The sequence below is a fragment of the Devosia sp. P3_B2 genome (assembly GCF_056402875.1).
Genome location: NZ_JBFUGO010000023.1, coordinates 1 through 20,041, shown reverse-complemented (window position 1 = coordinate 20,041; position 20,041 = coordinate 1). Strand labels below are relative to the sequence as shown.

The 20,041-nt window shown below is 65.1% G+C and carries 12 protein-coding genes; 10 read left to right on the top strand and 2 right to left on the bottom strand.

Annotation, left to right across the window (positions count from 1 at the left end; all coding sequences use genetic code 11):
• The first annotated feature begins 348 nt into the window (after positions 1-348).
• From AC1DV8_RS22700 to clpB, 6 genes are all read left to right on the top strand, one after another.
• Positions 349-1,620, top strand: a complete 1,272-nt coding sequence (locus AC1DV8_RS22700) for an aspartate kinase (RefSeq protein WP_477152308.1) — start codon at positions 349-351, stop codon at positions 1,618-1,620.
• 65 nt (positions 1,621-1,685) lie between these two features.
• Entirely contained in the window at positions 1,686-3,953 is a 2,268-nt protein-coding gene (gene ptsP, locus AC1DV8_RS22695) for a phosphoenolpyruvate--protein phosphotransferase (protein ID WP_477159021.1), read from the top strand.
• A 6-nt stretch (positions 3,954-3,959) separates the two neighbouring features.
• Positions 3,960-5,036 carry a peptide chain release factor 1 gene (gene prfA, locus AC1DV8_RS22690; protein ID WP_477152306.1) on the top strand — a complete coding sequence of 359 codons (1,077 nt, stop codon included), beginning with the start codon at positions 3,960-3,962 and terminating at the stop codon, positions 5,034-5,036.
• Positions 5,033-5,896 carry a peptide chain release factor N(5)-glutamine methyltransferase gene (gene prmC / locus AC1DV8_RS22685; RefSeq protein ID WP_477159022.1) on the top strand — a complete coding sequence of 288 codons (864 nt, stop codon included), beginning with the start codon at positions 5,033-5,035 and terminating at the stop codon, positions 5,894-5,896. Before prfA ends, prmC begins: the two co-directional genes overlap by 4 nt.
• 313 nt (positions 5,897-6,209) lie before the next feature.
• On the top strand, positions 6,210-6,866 hold the full coding sequence (locus AC1DV8_RS22680) for a DUF4167 domain-containing protein (RefSeq protein ID WP_477159020.1): 657 nt from the start codon (positions 6,210-6,212) through the stop codon (positions 6,864-6,866).
• A gap of 232 nt (positions 6,867-7,098) precedes the next feature.
• Entirely contained in the window at positions 7,099-9,720 is a 2,622-nt protein-coding gene (gene clpB, locus AC1DV8_RS22675) for an ATP-dependent chaperone ClpB (protein WP_477159019.1), read from the top strand.
• Between the two features lie 353 nt (positions 9,721-10,073).
• Here clpB and AC1DV8_RS22670 read toward each other — a convergent pair whose 3' ends face one another.
• Positions 10,074-11,606: an alpha/beta hydrolase gene (locus AC1DV8_RS22670; protein WP_477159018.1), complete on the bottom strand. Its 1,533-nt coding sequence runs from the start codon at positions 11,604-11,606 to the stop codon at positions 10,074-10,076.
• A 223-nt stretch (positions 11,607-11,829) separates the two neighbouring features.
• Here AC1DV8_RS22670 and AC1DV8_RS22665 point away from each other — a divergent pair, with 223 nt between their 5' ends.
• The 4 genes from AC1DV8_RS22665 to AC1DV8_RS22650 all read left to right on the top strand — a co-directional run bounded on the left by AC1DV8_RS22665 (position 11,830) and on the right by AC1DV8_RS22650 (position 16,952).
• Complete coding sequence (locus AC1DV8_RS22665) at positions 11,830-13,515, top strand: alpha/beta hydrolase (protein ID WP_477152302.1); 1,686 nt, start codon at positions 11,830-11,832, stop codon at positions 13,513-13,515.
• Positions 13,512-14,999, top strand: coding sequence for an alpha/beta hydrolase (locus tag AC1DV8_RS22660; RefSeq protein ID WP_477152301.1), 1,488 nt, complete (start codon positions 13,512-13,514; stop codon positions 14,997-14,999). Before AC1DV8_RS22665 ends, AC1DV8_RS22660 begins: the two co-directional genes overlap by 4 nt.
• 71 nt (positions 15,000-15,070) lie before the next feature.
• A complete protein-coding gene (locus AC1DV8_RS22655; protein WP_477152300.1) occupies positions 15,071-15,415 on the top strand; it encodes a VOC family protein in 345 nt (114 codons plus the stop codon).
• A gap of 28 nt (positions 15,416-15,443) precedes the next feature.
• Entirely contained in the window at positions 15,444-16,952 is a 1,509-nt protein-coding gene (locus tag AC1DV8_RS22650) for an MFS transporter (RefSeq protein WP_477159017.1), read from the top strand.
• Between the two features lie 135 nt (positions 16,953-17,087).
• Here the strand turns inward: AC1DV8_RS22650 and AC1DV8_RS22645 are convergent, their stop codons facing one another.
• On the bottom strand, positions 17,088-19,052 hold the full coding sequence (locus tag AC1DV8_RS22645; RefSeq protein WP_477159016.1) for a M23 family metallopeptidase: 1,965 nt from the start codon (positions 19,050-19,052) through the stop codon (positions 17,088-17,090).
• Between the last annotated feature and the right edge of the window lie 989 nt (positions 19,053-20,041).

Sequence of the window (20,041 nt, the reverse complement as noted above, 5' to 3'; positions counted from 1 at the left end):
AGCCGGGCGGGAGCAAGGAAACGCGGTGCTGGCATTCCGGCCGCCGACCGAGCTGCCATCGTTCCCGCGATGCGGCAGGGGATGCGCCCCGGCACTGGTGGCATAGGCCCAAAACCCCGGCCGGCCGGCGAGGCGTGAGCCTCATTCATTCGCGGACTACCGCTACGGGGCAAACGCCTCGCCGGTCCCGCTTCGTTCCCTACCGGGAACGGCTCTTTGAAACCTCCGAAGCCCACGGGCTGTCGGGCGCATCCGCACGTCCTGTTGATAACCCCGCCTGTTTGTGGCATGTCCCCGCGCAATTCTGAGCGTACCGGCGGGTTCCGCCACAAAATCGGGGTAGGGGCCTTGGGCCGTATCGTAGTCAAGTTCGGCGGCACCTCGGTCGCCTCGGTCGAGCGCATCCGTCAGGCGGCGCTGCATGTGAAGCGTGAGGTCGACGCCGGCAACGAAGTCGCGGTGGTGGTGTCGGCCATGTCGGGCAAGACCAACGAGCTGGTCGGCTGGGTCAATGACGCATCGAAGCTGCATGATGCGCGCGAGTACGACGCGGTGGTCGCCTCCGGCGAGCAGGTCACCGCGGGCCTGATGGCCGTGGTGCTGAGCGAGATGGGCATCCCGTCGCGCTCGTTCCAGGGCTGGCAGGTGCCGATCAAGACCGACGACGCGCATGGCGCGGCGCGGATCATGGAAATCGATCCGACCGAACTCGAAAAGCGCTTCGCCGATGGCGTAGTGCCTGTGATCACAGGCTTCCAGGGCGTAGCCCCGTCGGGCCGGGTCACAACGCTCGGCCGTGGCGGCTCCGATACCAGTGCGGTGGCCGTGGCTGCCGCGGTGAAGGCCGATCGCTGCGACATCTACACCGATGTCGACGGCGTCTACACCACCGACCCGCGCATCACTCCCAAGGCGCGCCGCCTCTCCAAGATCTCGTTCGAAGAGATGCTGGAAATGGCCTCGCTCGGCGCCAAGGTGCTGATGATCCGCTCGGTCGAGATGGCGATGGCGCATAAGGTGCGCCTCACCGTGCGTTCCACTTTCGACGATCCGAATGCGCCGCAGATCGCGCCGGACGGCACGCCGGGGGTCCCCGGCACAATCGTATGCGATGAGGAAGAGATCATGGAAAAGCAGATCGTTTCGGGCGTCACCCTGGCACGGGCCGAATCCAAGATCACGCTGCGCGACGTCAAGGACCGGCCGGGCGTCGCCGCGGCGATCTTCGGGGCGCTGTCGGATGAATCGATCGTTGTCGACATGATCGTGCAGAACGTCTCCGAAGATGGTTCGACCACCGACATCACCTTCACCGTGCCCGATGCCGAGCACGACAAGGCGGTGAAGGCGCTGAAGGCCGCGGGCGAGGCCGGGCGGTTCGAATACCGCGTGCTCAACACCGCCAAGGGCGGGGCCAAGGTGTCGGTGGTGGGCGTCGGCATGCGCAATCATGCGGGCGTTGCGGCCTCGATGTTCAAGGCGCTGGCCGACAAGTCGATCAACATCCAGCTGATCACCACCTCGGAAATCAAGACCTCGGTGCTGATCGATGACGAATATGCTGAGCTTGCGGTCCGGGCGCTGCATACGTATTACGGGTTGGACAAGCAGGACGCCTGAGACGCTTTGACCCCGGTCGCGGCGCCCAGGCGATAGGGCGGCGCCGGGGCCGCCAGGCGGGAATCATGGCCACAGCGATCAGCGGGCCGCGCGTGCTTTTGAAGCAGCTGCGCGAAACCATGGCGGAGCCGCTGGCTTCGCAGGCTCGGCTCGACAAGATCGTCAATCTCATTGCCGACAACATGCACGCGGACGTCTGTTCGTTCTACGTGCTGCGCGATGACGGCGCGCTCGAGCTGTTCGCTACCCGCGGCCTCGAGGCGAGCGCCGTGCACATGACGACGCTGCGGCTCGGCGAAGGCCTGGTTGGCCTGATCGCGGCGCAGGCCGAACCGCTTAGCCTCGATAATGCGCCGGCCCATCCGGCCTTCGCCTATCGCCCGGAAACCGGGGAAGATCCGTTCCAGGCCTTCCTCGGCGTGCCGGTGCTGCGCGCCGGCCAGACGCTTGGCGTGCTGGTGGTGCAGAACCGCAATTCGCACAGCTACGGCGAAGACGAGATCGAGGCGATGCTGACCACGGCGACATTGCTCGCCGAGATGATGTCGACCGCCGATTTCGATGCGCTGATCAAGCCGGGCCAGGACATCGACCTCCGCCGCCCCCGCCATTTCGACGGCACAGGGTTCACCGACGGCGTGGCGCTCGGCAAGGTGGTCCTGCACGATCCGCGCGTCGTCGTCACCAATTTCGTCGCCGAGGACACCGAGGTCGAACTGGGGCGGCTGCGCGAGGCGCTCGACCGGATGCGCCTCTCGATCGACCAGATGCTGAGCCACGGCGACATGCAGTCGTTCTCGGATCATCGCGAGATCCTCGAGAGCTACCGGATGTTCGCCAACGATCGCGGCTGGGTCGACCGGCTGACCGAGGCAATCGACAACGGCCTCACCGCCGAGGCGGCGGTCGAGCGGGTGCAGAACGATACCCGCGCGAGGATGATGCGATCGACCGATCCCTACATCAAGGATCGCCTGCACGACCTCGACGACCTCGCCAACCGGCTGCTGCGAGTGCTGACCGGCAATGGCGGCGGCATGGGCAAGAAGGACCTGCCCGACAACGCCATCCTCGTCGCCCGCAACATGGGCCCGGCGGACCTGCTGGAATACGACCGCACGCGGCTGCGCGCCGTGGTGCTGGAAGAAGGCGCGGCGATCTCGCACGTCGCCATCGTCGCCAAGTCGCTCGGCCTCGTTGCGGTCGGACAGGCCGAGAACATCGTCTCGATGTCGGAATCGGGCGACGATATCATCGTCGATGGTCCCGCCGGCACGGTCTACCTGCGGCCGACCCCGGACATGATCCAGGTCTATGTCGATAAGGTGCGGCTCGGCGCCAAGCGGCGCGCCCACTACCTGGAACTGAAGGACAAGCCGGCCGTCACCCGCGACGGCCACGAGATCACGCTGCTGCACAATTCGGGCATCGTCGCCGACCTGCCGATGCTGCAGGACACCGGCGCGTCGGGCGTCGGGCTGTTCCGCACCGAGCTGCAGTTCATGATCGCCTCGCGCCTGCCGCGGTTGAAGGAACAGGTCGAGCTCTATTCTGAGGCGATCCGGCTCACCGAAGGCAAGCCGATCGTCTTCCGCCTGCTCGATATCGGCGGCGACAAGGTGATCCCGTACCTCCGCTACGAGGCCGAAGAGAACCCGGCCATGGGCTTCCGCTCGCTGCGCCTGGCACTCGACCGGCAGGGGCTGCTGCGCATCCAGATCCGCGCGCTGTTGCAGGCGGCCAACGGCGGGCCGATGAAGATCCTCGTCCCGATGGTCACCGATGCCTGGGAGTTCCGGCAGACCCGCTTGGTGGTCAACAAGGAAGTCGAGCGCATGAAGCATGCCGGCCAGCCGGTGCCTTCGAAGCTCGAACTCGGCGCGATGATCGAGGTGCCCTCGCTATTGTGGGAACTCGACCAAGTGCTGCCAGAGGCGGATTTCGTCTCGATCGGCTCGAACGACCTGGTGATGTTCCTAACCGCGGCCGATCGCGGCAACAAGCGCGTCGCCAAGTCGTATGACCCGATCGCGCTGCCGCGGCTGCGCGCCCTCAAGCACATCGTCGACATGGCCAAGCGCTACAACGTGCCGCTGACCATGTGCGGCGAGCTCGCCGGCAAGACCATCGAGTCGCTGGCACTGCTGTCGATCGGCATGACCAAGCTGTCGATGAGCCCGCCTTCCATCGGTCCGATCAAGGAAATGATCCTCGGCACCGAACTCACCCCCATCCGCAATTCGGTCTCCGCCGCCCTCCTCGAAGGCGCGCATGGCCCTAGTATCCGCGAGCTGCTGCTCGATTGGGCGGGGCGGCAGGGCCTGGTGATCTAGGTATCAATGGCCTCTCTTCCGCAGGACAAACTCGACGCCCTCACCAAGCGATTCGATTCGATCGAAGCGGCGCTGGCCTCCGGCCCGGCTGCCGAGCAGTTCGTGAAGCTGAGCAAGGAATATGCCGAGCTCGAGCCGATGGTGCGGCCGATTCAGGCGTACCAGAAGCTGCTCGCCGATCTCGAGTCGGCTGAGGAGCTCGCCGGCTCCGGCGACAAGGAAATGGCCGAGATGGCCGCCGCCGAGATCAGCGAACTGAAGCCGAAGATCGAGCAATCGGTGGCCGAGATTCGCATTCTGTTGCTGCCCAAGGACGCGGCCGACGAGAAAAGCGTGATCCTCGAAGTGCGGGGCGGCACCGGCGGCGACGAAGCCGCGCTGTTCGCCGGCGACCTGCTGCGGATGTACCAGCGTTATGCGGACCTCCAGGGCTGGAAGTTCACCCTGATGGAAGAGAGCCCGGGCGAGGTCGGCGGCTACAAGGAAGTGGTCGCCAACATCACCGGCAAGGGCGCTTACGCCAAGCTCAAGTACGAATCGGGCGTGCACCGGGTGCAGCGCGTGCCGGCGACCGAAACGCAGGGCCGCATCCACACCTCCGCCGCCACCGTCGCCGTGCTGCCCGAGGTCGAAGAGATCGACATCGACATCAAGGCCGAGGACATCCGCATCGACACCATGCGGTCGTCGGGCGCTGGCGGCCAGCACGTCAACACCACCGACTCGGCAGTGCGTATCACCCACCTGCCGTCGGGCATCGTCGTCACCGCTTCGCAGAAGAGCCAGCACCAGAACCGCGCCACTGCCATGAAGGTGTTGCAGGCACGGCTCTATGAAGAGCAGCGCAACGCCCGGGATAGTGCCCGCTCCGAAGCCCGCAAGGAGCAGGTAGGCTCAGGCGACCGGTCGGAACGCATTCGCACGTATAACTTTCCTCAGGGACGAGTAACCGATCACCGGATCAATCTGACGCTCTACAAGCTCGACAAGGTGATTGCGGGCGATGCCCTGGAGGAGCTGATCTCGGCCCTCATCACCGAACACCAGGCGGCGCAGCTCGCCGCCATGGAGGGGATTTCCTGACACTCAGCGTAGGGGCAGCATGGCGAGGGGTACGCGACCTGTTCCGGCGGGCCGGCATCGACACGGCGGAACTCGACGCCCGGCTATTCGCTGAAGCGGCCTTCGACATGGACCGGCTGGAGCTGGTCAATCGCGAGCGCGAAGAGGTGCCGGAAAAGCAGCTGAAGGCGCTCGAAGCCTTTGCCGCGCGGCGCCTCAAGGGTGAGCCGGTGGTGCGAATCCTCGGCGAGAAGGAATTCTGGGGCCTGAGCTTCAAGCTCAACGCGGCAACGCTGGTCCCGCGGCCGGAGACCGAACTCCTGGTTGAGCGCGGGCTGGAAGTCATCGGTGCCCTCGACAAGCCCCGGATCCTCGATCTCGGCACCGGTACCGGGTGCATCCCGATTTCGCTGCTGACCGAGTACTCCGACGTCATCGGTGTCGCGGTGGACCTCTCCGCCGAGGCGCTGGAGATGGCCCGCTTCAATGCCAACCGGCACGGCGTCGGCAGCCGGCTGACGACGCTCAAAGGCTCGTGGTTCGATCCGCTGGAGCCGGGCGAGCGGTTCGACCTCATCACCTCGAACCCGCCCTATATCGAGACCGCGGAGATTGCCGGCCTGATGCCAGAGGTACGCGAGCACGATCCGCGGCTGGCGCTCGACGGCGGTCCCGATGGACTTGCCGCTTACCGGGCGATCGCCGCCGAGGCCGGATTGTTCCTCGCACCCGAGGGCGTGCTGCTGCTCGAAATCGGCTCCAGCCAGGGCGTGGCGGTGAGCGATATCTTCGTTGGCGCCGGCTTTGCCGAGGTCGAAGTAGCGCGCGATCTTTCAGGCCATGACCGCATGATTGTTGCCAGGCTAAACCTTGGCTCTTGAGTATCCGCGAGGAGCGCCCATATTTTGTGCTTGGAAAGCCGGGGCGAACCAGATAGGTTCCCGGTGCTGTCAACGGTGCGAGCAGATCGCGCCAAGGTGACGGCCACCCGCTCATCGGCGAAGCTGCATTTAGCAGTGTTCGATTCTCGGACGAGGAACCGAGGCGCCTTGATGAGCAACAAGTGGTTCAACACGCGATAGCTCAGGCACCGCTGGAACGAGACCGCCCGCGCCCGATTGGCGCCTGTGGCCCCCGGTGCTGATGTCCCCAATGTTGCCTTCAGTATTCTTTTCCAAGGCTTGAAAAGAGACGATGAGACCTAACAATCAGCAGAACAACAACAAGAACCGCTCCCGTGGCCGGAACAACAATGGTGGCCGCAAGCACGGCAACCCGTTGAGCCGCAACTACGAGAGCAATGGCCCCGACGTGAAGGTGCGCGGCAACGCCTCGCACATCGCCGAGAAGTACCTGCAGCTCGCTCGCGACGCGCAGTCCTCCGGCGACAGCGTGATGGCCGAGAATTACCTTCAGCATGCGGAGCACTACTTCCGCATTCTAAGTGCTGCTCAGCCGCAGCAGGGTCAGCAGCGCGACCAGTTCGGCCAGCCGACCAACGAGGACGATTACGACGACGATTTCGAGCCGATGAACGATCGGTTTGCGTCGCCGGAACCGCGCCAGTTCAACCAGCAGCCGCAACAGCAGCACGACCAGCAGCCGCAGCAGCAGCCGATCCCCGGCAGCGAGCCGGTGGTGATGGCTGTCGTCGAGACTGCCGCGGCTGCGCCGCAGGCCGAGGGCGATGCGCCGCAGGCCGAAGGCGAACCACGTCGTCGCGATCGCCGGCCGCGCCGCCGGTCGCGCGGGCAGGGTGGCGAAGGCGGGGCCGATCCCGCTGGTGCACCGCAGCCCGACGTCGGCGAGCTGCCGGCTTTCCTGACGGCCGGCAACACGCCGGCTGAGTAAGCCGAGACGCCTTGGAAAAAACCATGAAGGCCGGGATCGCTCCCGGCCTTTTGTTTTGTCCGGCGCTCCCTATATCTCCGTCGAGACCGGGAAGCGCCGCCGAGCGGGCATCCGGTCCTGATCTGGCTTGGTCGATTCCAACTGCGATTTCGTTTGAGCCAAATCAACGCTTCAGGCGTTGGATGCGTGCCTCACTCAGGGCGGGTCCGACGTGCCAGACGAGGAGAGTTGAATGAATATCGAGAAATACACCGAGCGCGCGCGCGGCTTCATCCAGAATGCGCAGCAGCTGGCGCTCAGCAATGGCCATCAGCAGTTCGCACCGCTGCACCTCCTAAAGGTGCTGCTGGACGACGACGAGGGCATGTCGGCCGGACTCATCACCAAGGCCGGCGGCGATGCCAAGATTGCGCGGGCCGAAACCGAGGCGGCGATTGCCCGCATCCCCAAGGTTTCCGGCGATGCCGGGCAGCTTTATCTCAGCCGCGAACTGGCGCGGGTCTTCGATACTGCCGAAAAGGCAGCGCAGAAGTCCGGCGACTCGTTCGTCACGGTCGAGCGGCTGCTGCTGGCGCTGGCGGTGGAAAGGGATATCGACGCGGGCAAGATCCTGGCTTCGGCCGGTGTGACCCCGCAGGGGCTGAATGAGGCAATCAACGAGATCCGCAAGGGTCGCACCGCCGATTCCGCTTCGGCCGAGAACAGCTATGACGCGCTGAAGAAATACGCCCGCGACCTCACCGAGGCGGCCCGCGAGGGCAAGATCGATCCGGTGATCGGCCGCGACGAAGAGATTCGCCGCACCGTTCAGGTGCTGAGCCGCCGCACCAAGAACAACCCGGTGCTGATTGGCGAACCCGGCGTCGGCAAGACCGCTATCGTCGAGGGCCTCGCCATCCGCATCGTCAATGGCGACGTGCCGGAGAGCCTCAAGAACAAGTCGCTGCTGTCGCTCGACATGGGCGCGCTGATCGCCGGCGCAAAGTATCGCGGCGAGTTCGAGGAGCGGCTGAAGGCCGTGCTCAACGAGATTTCCTCGGCCGATGGGCAGATCATACTGTTCATCGACGAGATGCACACGCTCGTCGGCGCCGGCAAGACCGATGGCGCGATGGACGCGTCGAACCTGCTGAAGCCGGCGCTCGCCCGCGGTGAACTCCACTGCGTCGGCGCGACGACGCTGGATGAGTACCGGAAGCATGTCGAGAAGGACGCGGCCCTGGCCCGTCGCTTCCAGCCGGTGTTCGTCGATGAGCCGACGGTCGAGGACACGATCTCGATCCTCCGCGGACTCAAGGAAAAGTACGAGCTGCATCACGGCATCCGCATCTCCGATTCGGCCATCGTTGCCGCCTCGACGCTGTCGAAGCGCTACATCGCGGATCGGTTCCTGCCCGACAAGGCAATCGACCTGATCGACGAGGCGGCGGCGCGGCTGCGCATGGCGGCCGAATCGAAGCCGGAGGAGCTCGACGAGCTCGACCGCCGCATCATGCAGCTGAAGATCGAGCGCGAGGCGCTGAAGAAGGAAACCGATGACGGCTCGAAGACCCGGCTCGGTCGCCTGGAGCAGGAACTCGCCGACCTCGAGGAGCAGGCCAATGCGCTGACCACCCGCTGGCAGAATGAGAAGCTGCGCATGCAGGGGTCTCAGAAGCTCAAGGAAGAGCTCGACAAGGCTCGCACCGATCTCGAACTGGCACAGCGGCAGGGGAACCTCGCGCGTGCCGGCGAGCTGGCCTATGGCGTGATTCCGGATCTCGAGAAGAAGATCAAGCTGGCCGACGACCCAAATGGCGACGGCAAGCCGGACAATCCGATGGTCGAGGAAGTGGTGACGCCGAGCCATATCGCTGGCGTCGTCAGCCGCTGGACCGGCATTCCGGTCGATCGCATGCTCGAAGGCGAGCGCGAGAAGCTGCTGGCCATGGAAACCGAACTCGGCAAGCGGGTCATCGGCCAGGCCGAAGCGGTTGAAGCGGTGGCGAAAGCCGTGCGTCGCGCCCGCGCCGGGCTGCAGGATCCGAACCGGCCGATCGGCTCGTTCATGTTCCTCGGGCCAACCGGCGTCGGCAAGACCGAGCTCACCAAGAGCCTCGCGCAGTTCCTGTTCGACGACGAGCATGCGCTGGTGCGGCTCGATATGTCGGAGTTCATGGAAAAGCACTCGGTCGCCCGCCTGATCGGCGCCCCTCCGGGCTATGTCGGTTACGACGAGGGCGGGGTGCTGACCGAGGCGGTGCGGCGTCGGCCGTATCAGGTCGTCTTGTTCGACGAGATCGAGAAGGCACATCCGGACGTGTTCAATGTCCTCCTCCAGGTGCTCGACGATGGGCGGCTGACGGACGGGCAAGGGCGGACGGTGGATTTCCGCAACACGCTGATCATCATGACCTCGAACCTCGGCTCCGAGTATCTTGTCAACCTCAAGGACGGCGAGTCGGTCGAACTGGTGCGCGGCAAGGTGCTCGACGTGGTGAAGGCCTCGTTCCGGCCGGAGTTCCTCAACCGGATCGACGACATCATTGTCTTCCACCGGCTGCAGCGCGACCATATGGGTGCAATCGTCGACATCCAGCTCGGCCGCCTGCGCGGGCTGCTGAAGGAGCGCGACATCTCGCTCGAGCTCACTCCCGCGGCGCGCGAGTGGCTCGCCAACGAGGGGTACGATCCCGCTTACGGGGCGCGGCCGCTGAAGCGGGTGATCCAGCGCGAGGTACAGGATCGTCTCGCCGAGGAGATCCTCGCCGGCCGGGTCGGCGACGGGCAGACCGTCGTGGTCGATGGTGGCGACAGCGGCCTGTTCCTCAGGGCCGCGGGTGTCGAACAGCCCGGCATCGACGCCGCGGCTTAAGAGTCTGGGGCCGGCCAAAGGGTCGGCCCCTTCTTATTCTGGACGCTGAGCTTGTGGCGGGACTGGCAGAGGCCGCAAATTTTAGTACGGCTTCATACGGAGCAGACTGGGCGCTTTCACTTCAGTTCCAACGGGAACCATGCAAGAACAAATATGGAACAAAACGAGCGAAAGCGCGGCTGGTAGGGGTCGTGAGATCGATGATGTTGAATTTCCAAGCATAGACGAGGTTAGCAGTCGTCAGTTCTTTGCCGATGCATTTGGCTGGCACCTCTTCAGCTTCAGTCGGACCCCGCGACGCGACGCGCGGAGCAGGGTCCGGCTCCCGGATCGGCAGCGAATTCGCAGGGGGGCTATGGCTGCTGCAGGGCCGGCTCGACGCCGTTCATCATGTCGATGAGCAGCCCATAGACCAGCGCCGGATTGCCGGTCGGCTGGTGCGGGTCGATCAGGTCGTGTCCCAGTCCCAGCGTCAGCGGCAGCGTTTCGACATTCACCGTCGCCCCGTGCTTTTGCCAGTCCGCCACAAGGTCCTCCGCCAGCGGGTTGCTGACCGCGTCGTCGGCTTCGTTCAGCAGCATGGCGATGCCGGATCCCAGCGGTGCCTCGTGGTGCGCGGCCTCCATCACCGATTCGCCCAGCCGCATCGCCTGCGCCAGTCCGTGAGTAGCGAAGCGGGGATAGGCATAGGTCATGCCCGGCGGGTTCTGCCGGGTCTTGGGGTCCCACCACACCATCATATTGGGCAACAGCAGCAACAGGTTGGTTGCCGCCCGGTTGGCCCATTTGGGCAGGACGTGCGGGCCGAAGAACGGCGCCATCGAAATCGACTGGTCGGCATCGGCGCGATACTGCGCGATCCAGGACGAGAGAATGCCGCCGGCCGACAGCCCGGTGATTACCACCTCGTCGCCCAAGCCCTTGGCGATCGCCATGGTCTCATTGGCCTCGGCGACCAGCTGCTCGGCCGTGAGGTCGGCGAGCGCCAAACTCAACTGGTCGGCATCTCCATGCTGCGGCATGCGGGGCACGTAGACGTTGTAGCCGAGCGCGAACAGCTGCGGCGCCAGTTTCTCTGCCTGTGCCGGGCAGTTGGTCAGCCCGTGGAAGAACACCACGACGCGCTTCACCTTCTCGCCATGCGTCAGCAGCTGCGACCGGCAGCGCGGGTTGAGCGGCAGGGCCGCTTCGCGTTGCCGGACTGCGTCGAAGCCGGCAAGGGACTGCTCGTAGGCGACGGGCTGTGCGTCGGCGGGCGCCGCGCCGGTCAGCCCAGCGGTGTTGAGCGGCATCAGCGTCAGGAAGGTGAAGCTGCCGACGAGAAACAGCACGGTGAGCAGCGCCAGCGTGCCAGCCAGTCGGGGGATGGTGCGCCAGAAGCTGCGACGTTCGGGGCGCGCATCGGGCGACCTGCGGTGCAGCACCCAGACCAGGGCCACGCCAACCACGGCGAAGGTCAACGTCGCGGCGAACCCCGTCGTTACAAGCGTGACGACGATTCGGACGAGCACGTTGCCGGTGCGGCTCTGGTAGCTGAACATGTCCTGCGGCTCGCGCCAGCCGCGCTGGAAGATGTCGGCCAGCACCAGCACCACTGGGTAGGACAGGAAGGCGACGAGCACACCGGCCGCGGCTCCGCGCATCAGGGTGAAGCGGCGCCCGCGCGCCAGCAGCAGCCACCAGCCGAAGCATCCGGTTAGGAACACGCCCGCAAACAGCGTGGTCCAGGTGACCTCGCCCTTGGTATTGTCGACGAGCTCGAGAATGCGGACGCCGGTGAGCGGCACGGCGACGAGCGCGGCGAGCGCAAAGACGATGCCGGCAATCAATGTCCACCAATGGTGGGCGGCACGGCGGGGTGGCGTGTTGTTCGGCTGGTCGCTCATTTCGATCTCTGACATCTCGGGAACGACCCTGCGCCGCAATATCTTGCAGTAGAGTCTAGCATCCGATTGCAGGGAATATCTCGGCAATTTGGTATGCACGCCGGTGCTGTAATCGCCAGCGCAATGACGGTAAAATTGCGCGGCCAATATTGATCGGTTGTCGGCAGCAACGCTGCAAGTCTAGTGCGTCCAGAGATCCGAGCGACCAGCTCCGGAGGATGATGTGCAGCTCCCCAGATGGCTCCTGCGGCTGATCGGCCTGTTCTCCGAGATGGGCCTGGTGGTTGGGTCCATCCTGTTCTCGCTGGCCTTGACCCCCTCGCTGCTGCCCCGCGGCGCGCTGGTCCAAGGAGTGCTCTCCGGATGCGCCTTCGCCATCGGCTACGGCATCGGGGTGTTCCTCGAGTGGCTGTGGGACTACATGGGGCTGAAGCTGCCGGACTCGAAATACACCGCCTGGCTCAAGCTGGTCGTGGCGATCGGCTGCATCATCCTGATGGCCGTCTGCCTTTACCAGACCACCGGCTGGCAGAACTCCGTCCGTGCGGTGATGGGGATGTCGCCGGTCGAGAGCGGGCACCCGCTCTGGGTGCTGCTGATCGCCCTCGTCCCGGCCGCCATCCTGATCGTCATCGGCAGGCTGCTGGTCTACGGCGTCAGCTTCGTGTCGCAACGGCTGGTGCGCTACGTGCCGCGCCGGGTGGCGATGGTGGGCAGTCTGGTGGTGGTCGGTATCGTCGTCACCACTCTGTTCAACGGGTTGCTGCTGCGCGGGGCGCTGCGCGCCGCCGATGAGTTCTTCCTCCGGCTCGATAGTATTGCCGGCCAGTTCGGCACGCCGCCGGCCGGTCCGCTGCAATCGGGCAGTGCGCAGTCACTGATCGACTGGAGCACCATCGGGCGCGACGGTCGCATCTATGTCGCTTCCGGCCCGACCAGGGCCGATATCGAGATGGTCATCGGGCGGCCGGCGCTGGAGCCGCTCCGTGTGTCGGTCGGGCTGCGCTCCGCCGACAGCATCGAGGAGCGGGCGGCGCTGGCATTGGCCGAGATGAAGCGGGTCGGGGCGTTCGATCGCACGGTGCTGGTGGTGATCACGCCGGTCGGCACCGGCTGGGTCGATCCGGCCGGCGTGGATACGCTCGAATACCTGATGGCCGGCGACGTCGCGTCGGTGTCGCTCCAATATTCCTATCTGCTCAGCCCACTATCGCTCATTGTCGAGCCGGATTACGGGAGCGACGCCGCGCAAGCCCTGTTCAATGTCGTCTATGCGTACTGGACGACGCTGCCGCATGATCGGCGGCCGCGGCTTTACCTCAACGGCCTGAGCCTCGGCGCACATGCGTCGCAGGCCTCGACGCATTTCTTCGACGTGCTGCAGGATCCGTTCCAAGGCGCGCTGTGGGTAGGGCCGCCCTACACCAGTGGTATCTGGCGCTGGGCCACCAACAATCGCCAGCCGGGCTCGCGCGAGTGGCTGCCGCGCTTCGGCAACGAGACCACCATCCGCTTCAGCAATCAGGGCGGCGGGCTCGAAGTCCCCGGCATCCCCTGGGGGCCGATGCGCATCGCCTTCCTGCAGCATGCCAGCGATCCGATCGTATTCTTTAGCTTCGACGCGCTGCACCGGACGCCGGACTGGCTGAAAGGCGAGCGGGCGCATGACGTCTCGCCGATTCTCAACTGGTACCCGTTGGTCACCTTCCTGCAGCTGGGCATGGACATGGCGCTGGCACTCGACGTGCCCCCCGGCTACGGCCACAACTACTCGGGTTCCGACTATATCGATGCGTGGCGTGCGCTGGTTGAGCCGCCCGGCTGGGACGACGCGGCGATCGAGAAGCTGAAGCTGGTGGTTGCCGAGCGCCTCGCGGCGGTTCATCCAGACAAGGCCGTGACCAAGTGACGAACCGGCAGGTTGCCGGACAATGGTGGTGGACGCTGGTTGCCGCCGCCATCTTCGGTCTCGCGGCTGTAGTTGCCGCGCCGGTTATCGGCTTCGACGTGGGCGGGCCGCTCGGGGTGGAGATGTCACCGGGCGGCTGGATCAGCACATTTGCCGGCACGTTTCTCACCGGCTATCTGGCGTGGTGGCTGGTCATCGGCTGGCCACGGCGGCTGTCGCTGGCGCGCGGCGCCTTTGCCGGCATGCTGGTGGGGTTGTTCTCCTACCCGATCGTGCTGGGCCTCGCCGATCTGCAGAGCAAGCCAGTTGAGCCGGTGGCTCTCGCCGAGCGTGGCTTCGGCGTGCTGGAACTCGCCATACTTACCCTGTTGACCACCGGCTTTGCCGCGGCCCTGATCATGGCGGGAGCAGGAGTGCTGACCGCGCTGCTGCTGCGGCCGGTCTATCCACAAACGGCGCCGCGGCCGATACCGTGGCTGGCCAAGCTCGGCGCGGCTGTTTTGACGATGGTCGTCCTGGCGCTGACCGCCGGCTTCATCTGGCTCTCCCAGTTGCCACTTGATGCCGAAAGTCTCGCCGAGAATCGTCCGCCCACCGCGCCGGTCGTTACCTACGAGGCGGCAGTTGCCGCGTTCGCCGCTATCGAGGCCGACGAGGCAGCACTGCCGTTGCACCCAGGCTGCCGTTCCCGCCTCCTCAGCCACGGCGCGAAAGTCGCCCGCGTGGTGCTCTACCTGCATGGTCTCACTAACTGCCCGCTGCAGGCGGAGGAACTGGCGCAGCAGCTGTTCGCGCTTGGCTACAATGTCTACCTGCCGCGCTGGCCGGGCCATGGCGAGGCCGACCAGATGACGCTGGCGCTGGTCGATCTCGACGCCGAGACCATGGTGGCGAGCACCGACCAGGCCATCGACCTGGTGCATGGGCTCGGCGACGAGGTGACGGTCATCGGCATGTCGGCGGGCGGGGCGATGACTGCCTGGGCGGCGCAATACCGGGCCGATGTGGCGCACACAGTGGCGGTGTCGCCTTTCCTCGGCCCGCATTTCGTGCCGCCCTGGGCCAATCGCGCCGCTGCCAACCTGCTGCTCATGATGCCCAACACGATGCTGTTGTGGAACCCGCTCGAGCCCGAGGGATCGCCGGGCATGGAGCACTCCTATCCGCGCATCCCGACTCACGCGCTGGCGCAGTTCATGCGGCTTGGCGAGGTCATCGGCGACGGAGCGCGGGCCGATCCGCCGCGTGCAGCCGGGCTCGGCATGCTGCTGAACGACGCCGATTTCGCAGTGAACAACGAGCTGGCGCGCCAGCTGATCGCGGCGTGGCGGAGCAGGGGCAGCACGGTGGACGTCGAGGTGCTGCCGCGCTCCGACCGGCTGCCGCACGACCTGATCGACCCCCGCATGCCGGGGGCCAGGACCGAATTGGTATACCCGCTGCTGCTCGAAATGCTGGCCCGTCAACCACCCGCCAGCCGATAAGTTTGACCGCGGGTCGATTGCCAGCAGGTTCGGGGTGCGATAGGAACAAAAAGAGAACAGGAGTGTCGAAGATGATGCAGCGGTACCAGATCGACTACCTCGAGTTCCCCTCTACCAGCGTGCAGAACAGCCATCGCTTCTTTGCCGAAGCCTTCGGCTGGGCGTTTACCAGCTATGGGCCGTCCTACGAGGCGATCAACGATGCGGGGATCGATGCCGGCATCGACTCAGGTGAGGGGCGGACCGAAAAGCCACTGGCCGTGATCCGCACCGAGGATCTCGAACTGGCCGAGCGCGAAGTGCTGGCGGCGGGGGGCGAGATCACCAAGCCGGCCTTCGATTTCCCGGGCGGTCGGCGGTTCCACTTCCGCGAACCGGGCGGCAACGAACTCGCCGTATGGATCGAGAAGGCGTAGGCTCCCGGCCAGCCAGAGGGAGCCGGGGATGAACGACGTCAAATCAAGTGCCGCGCCGGCCACCTTCTGTCCGGCCGAGAATCGTATCTATGTGCTCGTCGCGGCCATCCTCGCCTCTTCGATGGGATTCATCGACGGCTCGGTGCTGTCGATCGCCACCCCGGCCATCCGGGCGGATCTCGGTGCGACGCTGGCCGACGCGCAGTGGGTGTCGAACGCCTATATGCTGTTCCTCGCCTCGCTGCTGCTGATTGGCGGCGCGGCGGGCGACCGCTTCGGGCTCAGGAACGTCTTCGCGATCGGCATTGTGCTGTTCGTCGTCGCGTCGCTGGTCTGTGCGGTGGCGCCGAACCCGACCTTCCTCATTATCGCTCGCGCGGTGCAGGGGCTCGGCGCGGCGCTGATGGTGCCGGGCAGCCTCGCGATCATCGCCAAGGCCTATCCGCGGGAGGAGCGCGGCAAGGCGATCGGCCTCTGGTCGGCGTTCTCGTCGCTCACCACGATCCTCGGGCCGGTGATCGGCGGGTTCGTGCTCACCACGATGGGCGACTGGAGTTGGCGGCTGGTGTTCGCCATCAACCTGCCGCTCGGTGGTATCGCGCTGGCGTTGCTGTTCCTCAAGGTTCCAGCCGATCAGCCGGAAGAGGGCAGGCGGCTCGACCTGGTCGGTGGCGCGCTGATCACGGTGGCGCTGTTGCTCATCGCTTTGGGCCTCACCGGGACGGGTGGCAACGCGCCGATGCTCAGCCACATCCTCATCTATTGCGGCATCGGCATCGTCGCACTGGTCGGTTTCATTGTATGGGAGGCGCGCAGCAGTGCGCCGATGCTGCCGCTGCACCATTTCAGGAACGCCGCCTTTTCCGGAGCGCAGGGGCTGACCTTCGCGCTCTACTTTGCGCTCGCCGCCATCAGCTTCTTCCTGCCGATGACATTGATCGGCGGCTGGGGTGTCACGGCAGCCGAGGTGTCGATCGTCTTCCTGCCGCTCGGCATCGCGCTCACCCTCTTGTCACCTTACGCCGGCCGGCTTGCCGACAAGGTGGGGCCGGGACCGATGATTGCCGGCGGCGCTGCCATCGTGGCGCTTTCCTTTGCGCTCCTGGGTCTCCTTGCGCCGCTGCAGAACATCTGGATCGCGGTGCTGCCGCAGACCATCCTGCTGGGCATCGGCATGAGTGCGGTGGTGTCGCCGCTCTCTACCGCCGTGATGACCTCGGTCGAGGATCGAGATACCGGCCTTGCGTCGGGGGTCAACAACGCGGTGGCGCGCGTCGCCGGTCTCCTCGCCGTGGCGCTGATGGGCGGGGTTGCGGCCTTCGTGTTCGAGCGCTCGCTGGGGGGCTTTGCAGAATTGCCGGTGTTCTTCGGCATGCAGCCCGACGCACCACTTGCCGCCGATGCAGAAACGGCGCGTCAGGTCGCCAACAACGCCGCCTTCGGCGCCGTCGCCTACGGCAATGCCGCGCTGGCACTGCTGTCGGCGGTCATCGCCTGGTTTACCCAGGAGAACAAACTGAAGAAGAAGGCCGGATAGGCGACGAGCAGGCGCGTGAGGCCTCCCAGCCACCGGGGCATTCCCGCCGCGATGGCGCCTCGGGCGCGAAAAACGGAGTCTCCGCTTTCGCGTGAATGACGCCGGGGATGTGGAGAGGACCGGGGGCCGCCAGGCCTAGTTCAGCGAGGCCACCGTCATCGGCGCGGCGTCGCGCTTCATCAGGTCGCGGATCTGGGCGATGGTCTGCTCGAAATTGCCCTCGTACTGGGCGGCCAGCGACTTGTCGCGCGGCAGCTTGACGCTCAGCGGATCGACGAAGCGGCCGTTGACCTTGATCTCGAAGTGCAGGTGCGGGCCGGTGGAATTACCGGTCGAGCCGACATAGCCGATGATCTGGCCCTGCCGCACCTTGGCACCCGGCTTCATGCCGTCGGCGATGCGGCTCATGTGGCCGTAGCCGGTCTCGAAGCCGTTGACGTGCTTGAGCTCGACATACTTGCCATAGCCCGAAACCCACTGCGCCTTCTCGACCACCCCGTCGCCCGAGGCATAGATCGGCGTACCGGTCTTCGAGGCGAGGTCGACGCCGGTATGCATGCGGCGCGACTTGAAGATCGGATGGACGCGGTTGCCGAAGCGGCTGGCGAGACGCCCGCCACCCTGCAGCGGCCGCCGGGTGAGGAAGCGCTTCCCGGTCTCGCCGTCCGGATCGTAGAAATCGACGGTGCCGTCATTGGTGCGGAAGCGGAACAGCTCGCGCGTCGTGGTGCCGAGCTTCAGCCCCACATAAAGCAGTTCCTGGTGTCCGGTCGCGTCCTTCTCGGTTTCGAGAATTTCGATCGAGTCGCCGGCGCTGATGCGCTTGGTTAGGTCGATGTCGTAAGCGAACATCGCGACGATGCGCGAGGTGATGGCGTCGTCGATGTCGTGCTTGCGCGCCGTTTCCCAGATCGAGCGATAAACGGATGGCAGGTTGTTGACGTTGATTTCCTCGGTGTCTTCGTCCGGGAATTCGATCTTGGGGGGCTCGAGGCCGAGCACATAGCTGCCGCGATCGGTCAGCGCAGCGGTGGCCGCGTGCTTGATCTCGCCGGATTTGGGATCGGGGAAGTAGATGCTGAGGCGATGCGGAATCAGCGTCTGCGAGTTGCGCGACGGGCCCATCAGGATACGCAGGCGCGCGCCACCCGGCACGTTGGTCGATTGCAGCACGTTCTTCAGCGTCGCCGAAATCATCTCGTAGGTCTGGGGGTCGAAACCGTTCTTCAGCAGCGGGTCCTTCAGCGAGCCCGCCTCACGCACCGTGACGACGCGCTCGGACCGGCCCAACCCGGCTTCCTCCGCCAGCTTGGTCTTGGGCAGGATGCTGACATTTTCCGCGACGCCCGAGAGTCCGCCGTCGGTGACGACACCGAGATCGCGGACGCCGGTGTCGGGGGCGGCATAGGCCAGCGCCACTTCACCCTCGCCGCCGCCTTCGGCAAACAGATTCTCCACCGTCAGGCGTACGAAGTCGGAAGCGCTCTTGTCGCTGATGGCTGGAGCGGGAACGAAGGTCGCGGGCAGGGCGGCGGTCTTGATCTGGACCTCGCCTTCCACCTCGGCGCCGTAGATCTCGGGGTTGGCGACATCGTCGTCGTCGCTCACCACCGGTTGGCTGGCATCGATCATCGCCACGGGGTCGTAGTCGGGAATATCGCCCGAGAGCGCGGTCGCGGCGGTGGCGAGCGTGGCGCGGACGCGAACGAAAGGTTGCTTGCGGATCAGGGCGCGGCCATCGACGGTCTCGCGGATCGAGGCCTCGACGATCTCGAGCTCCGACTGGGTCTTGGCTACCGGGCGAATGCGATCGCCCTTGACCTGTGAATCGGCGGGAGCCTCGGCCGGCTTGGTGATGAGCTGCAGCGCCTCGTAGGCGGTGGAGAACGTGTCCTGGCCCTCGAACGACACATAGAGCGCGGCGCCCATCAGCAGCACCGAGGTGAGGCCGGTCATCACCGTACCGGTGAGCCAGGCGAAGCTCAGTTCGCGGCCATGCGGAATCTCACCATCGGTGGATTGCACGGTCAGTGCCGGACCGTCCTCGAAGCCACTGGCCTTGAGAAGCGCGGCGGTGCGATTACGCTGTGCTGGGTTCAACCCTGTTCGCCTGCTGCCTGATGCCGAAGCCCTACGCCCCTTGGCCAGAAGCAGTGCCGCGCACTCACGCGCGAGTCAACTCACTGGCCACGGCTCTTGGTGGGAGGACAATGCGGCAAAACTAGGCCTCGGACCTGATAGGGCAGGGAGAGCGGCAGCGAGTCACCAGCTGGCACGGGCGATCGCGAGGCCATCTCGGCAATCGGCGAAAGGAATCTCGCACCAGTTCATGCGCCGATTTCGCGCCGCACGGAGATTTCCACAGGCCCAAGACCCACCCGAAGTTCCCTTGAACAAAGCTGATTGCGAACCCCAGATGACAGTGTCCGCGCGCGCGTGCTATATACCCACGTGTACGGGTTGGATGGCGGTCCGGCCCGGTGCCGGCGAAAATGTCAGATTCGTCATCTTGGCCGGTTGACACCCCAAGGGGTCACCCATATAACCCGCCAATCGCTGAAGACCGCGGCGCCGGAAACGACGCCAAAGACTGAAGCAAGCCACTGAAATTGCAAAGAAATTAGCGATTTCAGGTTTTCAAAATTCGGGCCTTCCGAAAGCTGAAAACAGGGTGTTGACAGGCTAGGGTGCCTCGAATACAACCCGGCCTCGCTGACGACGCCGAGCACTAGCTGCTCCCACTGTTCAGCGTTTACTGAAAGGGCAGAGCTGCTGCCGGGCAACCGGAAGATAGGTTTCTGTTCTCTAGGAATTCGGAAGCGTGGCTTCCACCGACGCCGCCGTCGAGAGACGTACCCGGGGTCAGTTCTTTGACATTGTGAAGATTGGAAGAAAGAGAAACGTGGACGGCGAGGTTCTTGCGGTCTGATCGAAAGATCGGGCAAATAGACTTCGACGGTACGTTTTCTCAAGAGGTACATACCACTCAAGCGGACTTCGGTTCGTTGGTGTATGGTGTGTCCTCGTCAATTTGCATCGCAAGGTGCAAACGCAAAACGTGCAAGCGTCGACCATAGTCAGATATCAAA

Coding starts and splice junctions, on each gene's coding strand:
- AC1DV8_RS22650 (WP_477159017.1), top strand. CDS start 15,444: ATGAACGACGTCAAATCAAGTGCCGCGCCGGCCACCTTCTGTCCGGCC.
- AC1DV8_RS22655 (WP_477152300.1), top strand. CDS start 15,071: ATGATGCAGCGGTACCAGATCGACTACCTCGAGTTCCCCTCTACCAGC.
- AC1DV8_RS22680 (WP_477159020.1), top strand. CDS start 6,210: ATGAGACCTAACAATCAGCAGAACAACAACAAGAACCGCTCCCGTGGC.
- prfA (WP_477152306.1), top strand. CDS start 3,960: ATGGCCTCTCTTCCGCAGGACAAACTCGACGCCCTCACCAAGCGATTC.
- clpB (WP_477159019.1), top strand. CDS start 7,099: ATGAATATCGAGAAATACACCGAGCGCGCGCGCGGCTTCATCCAGAAT.
- ptsP (WP_477159021.1), top strand. CDS start 1,686: ATGGCCACAGCGATCAGCGGGCCGCGCGTGCTTTTGAAGCAGCTGCGC.
- AC1DV8_RS22670 (WP_477159018.1), bottom strand. CDS start 11,606: ATGAGCGACCAGCCGAACAACACGCCACCCCGCCGTGCCGCCCACCAT.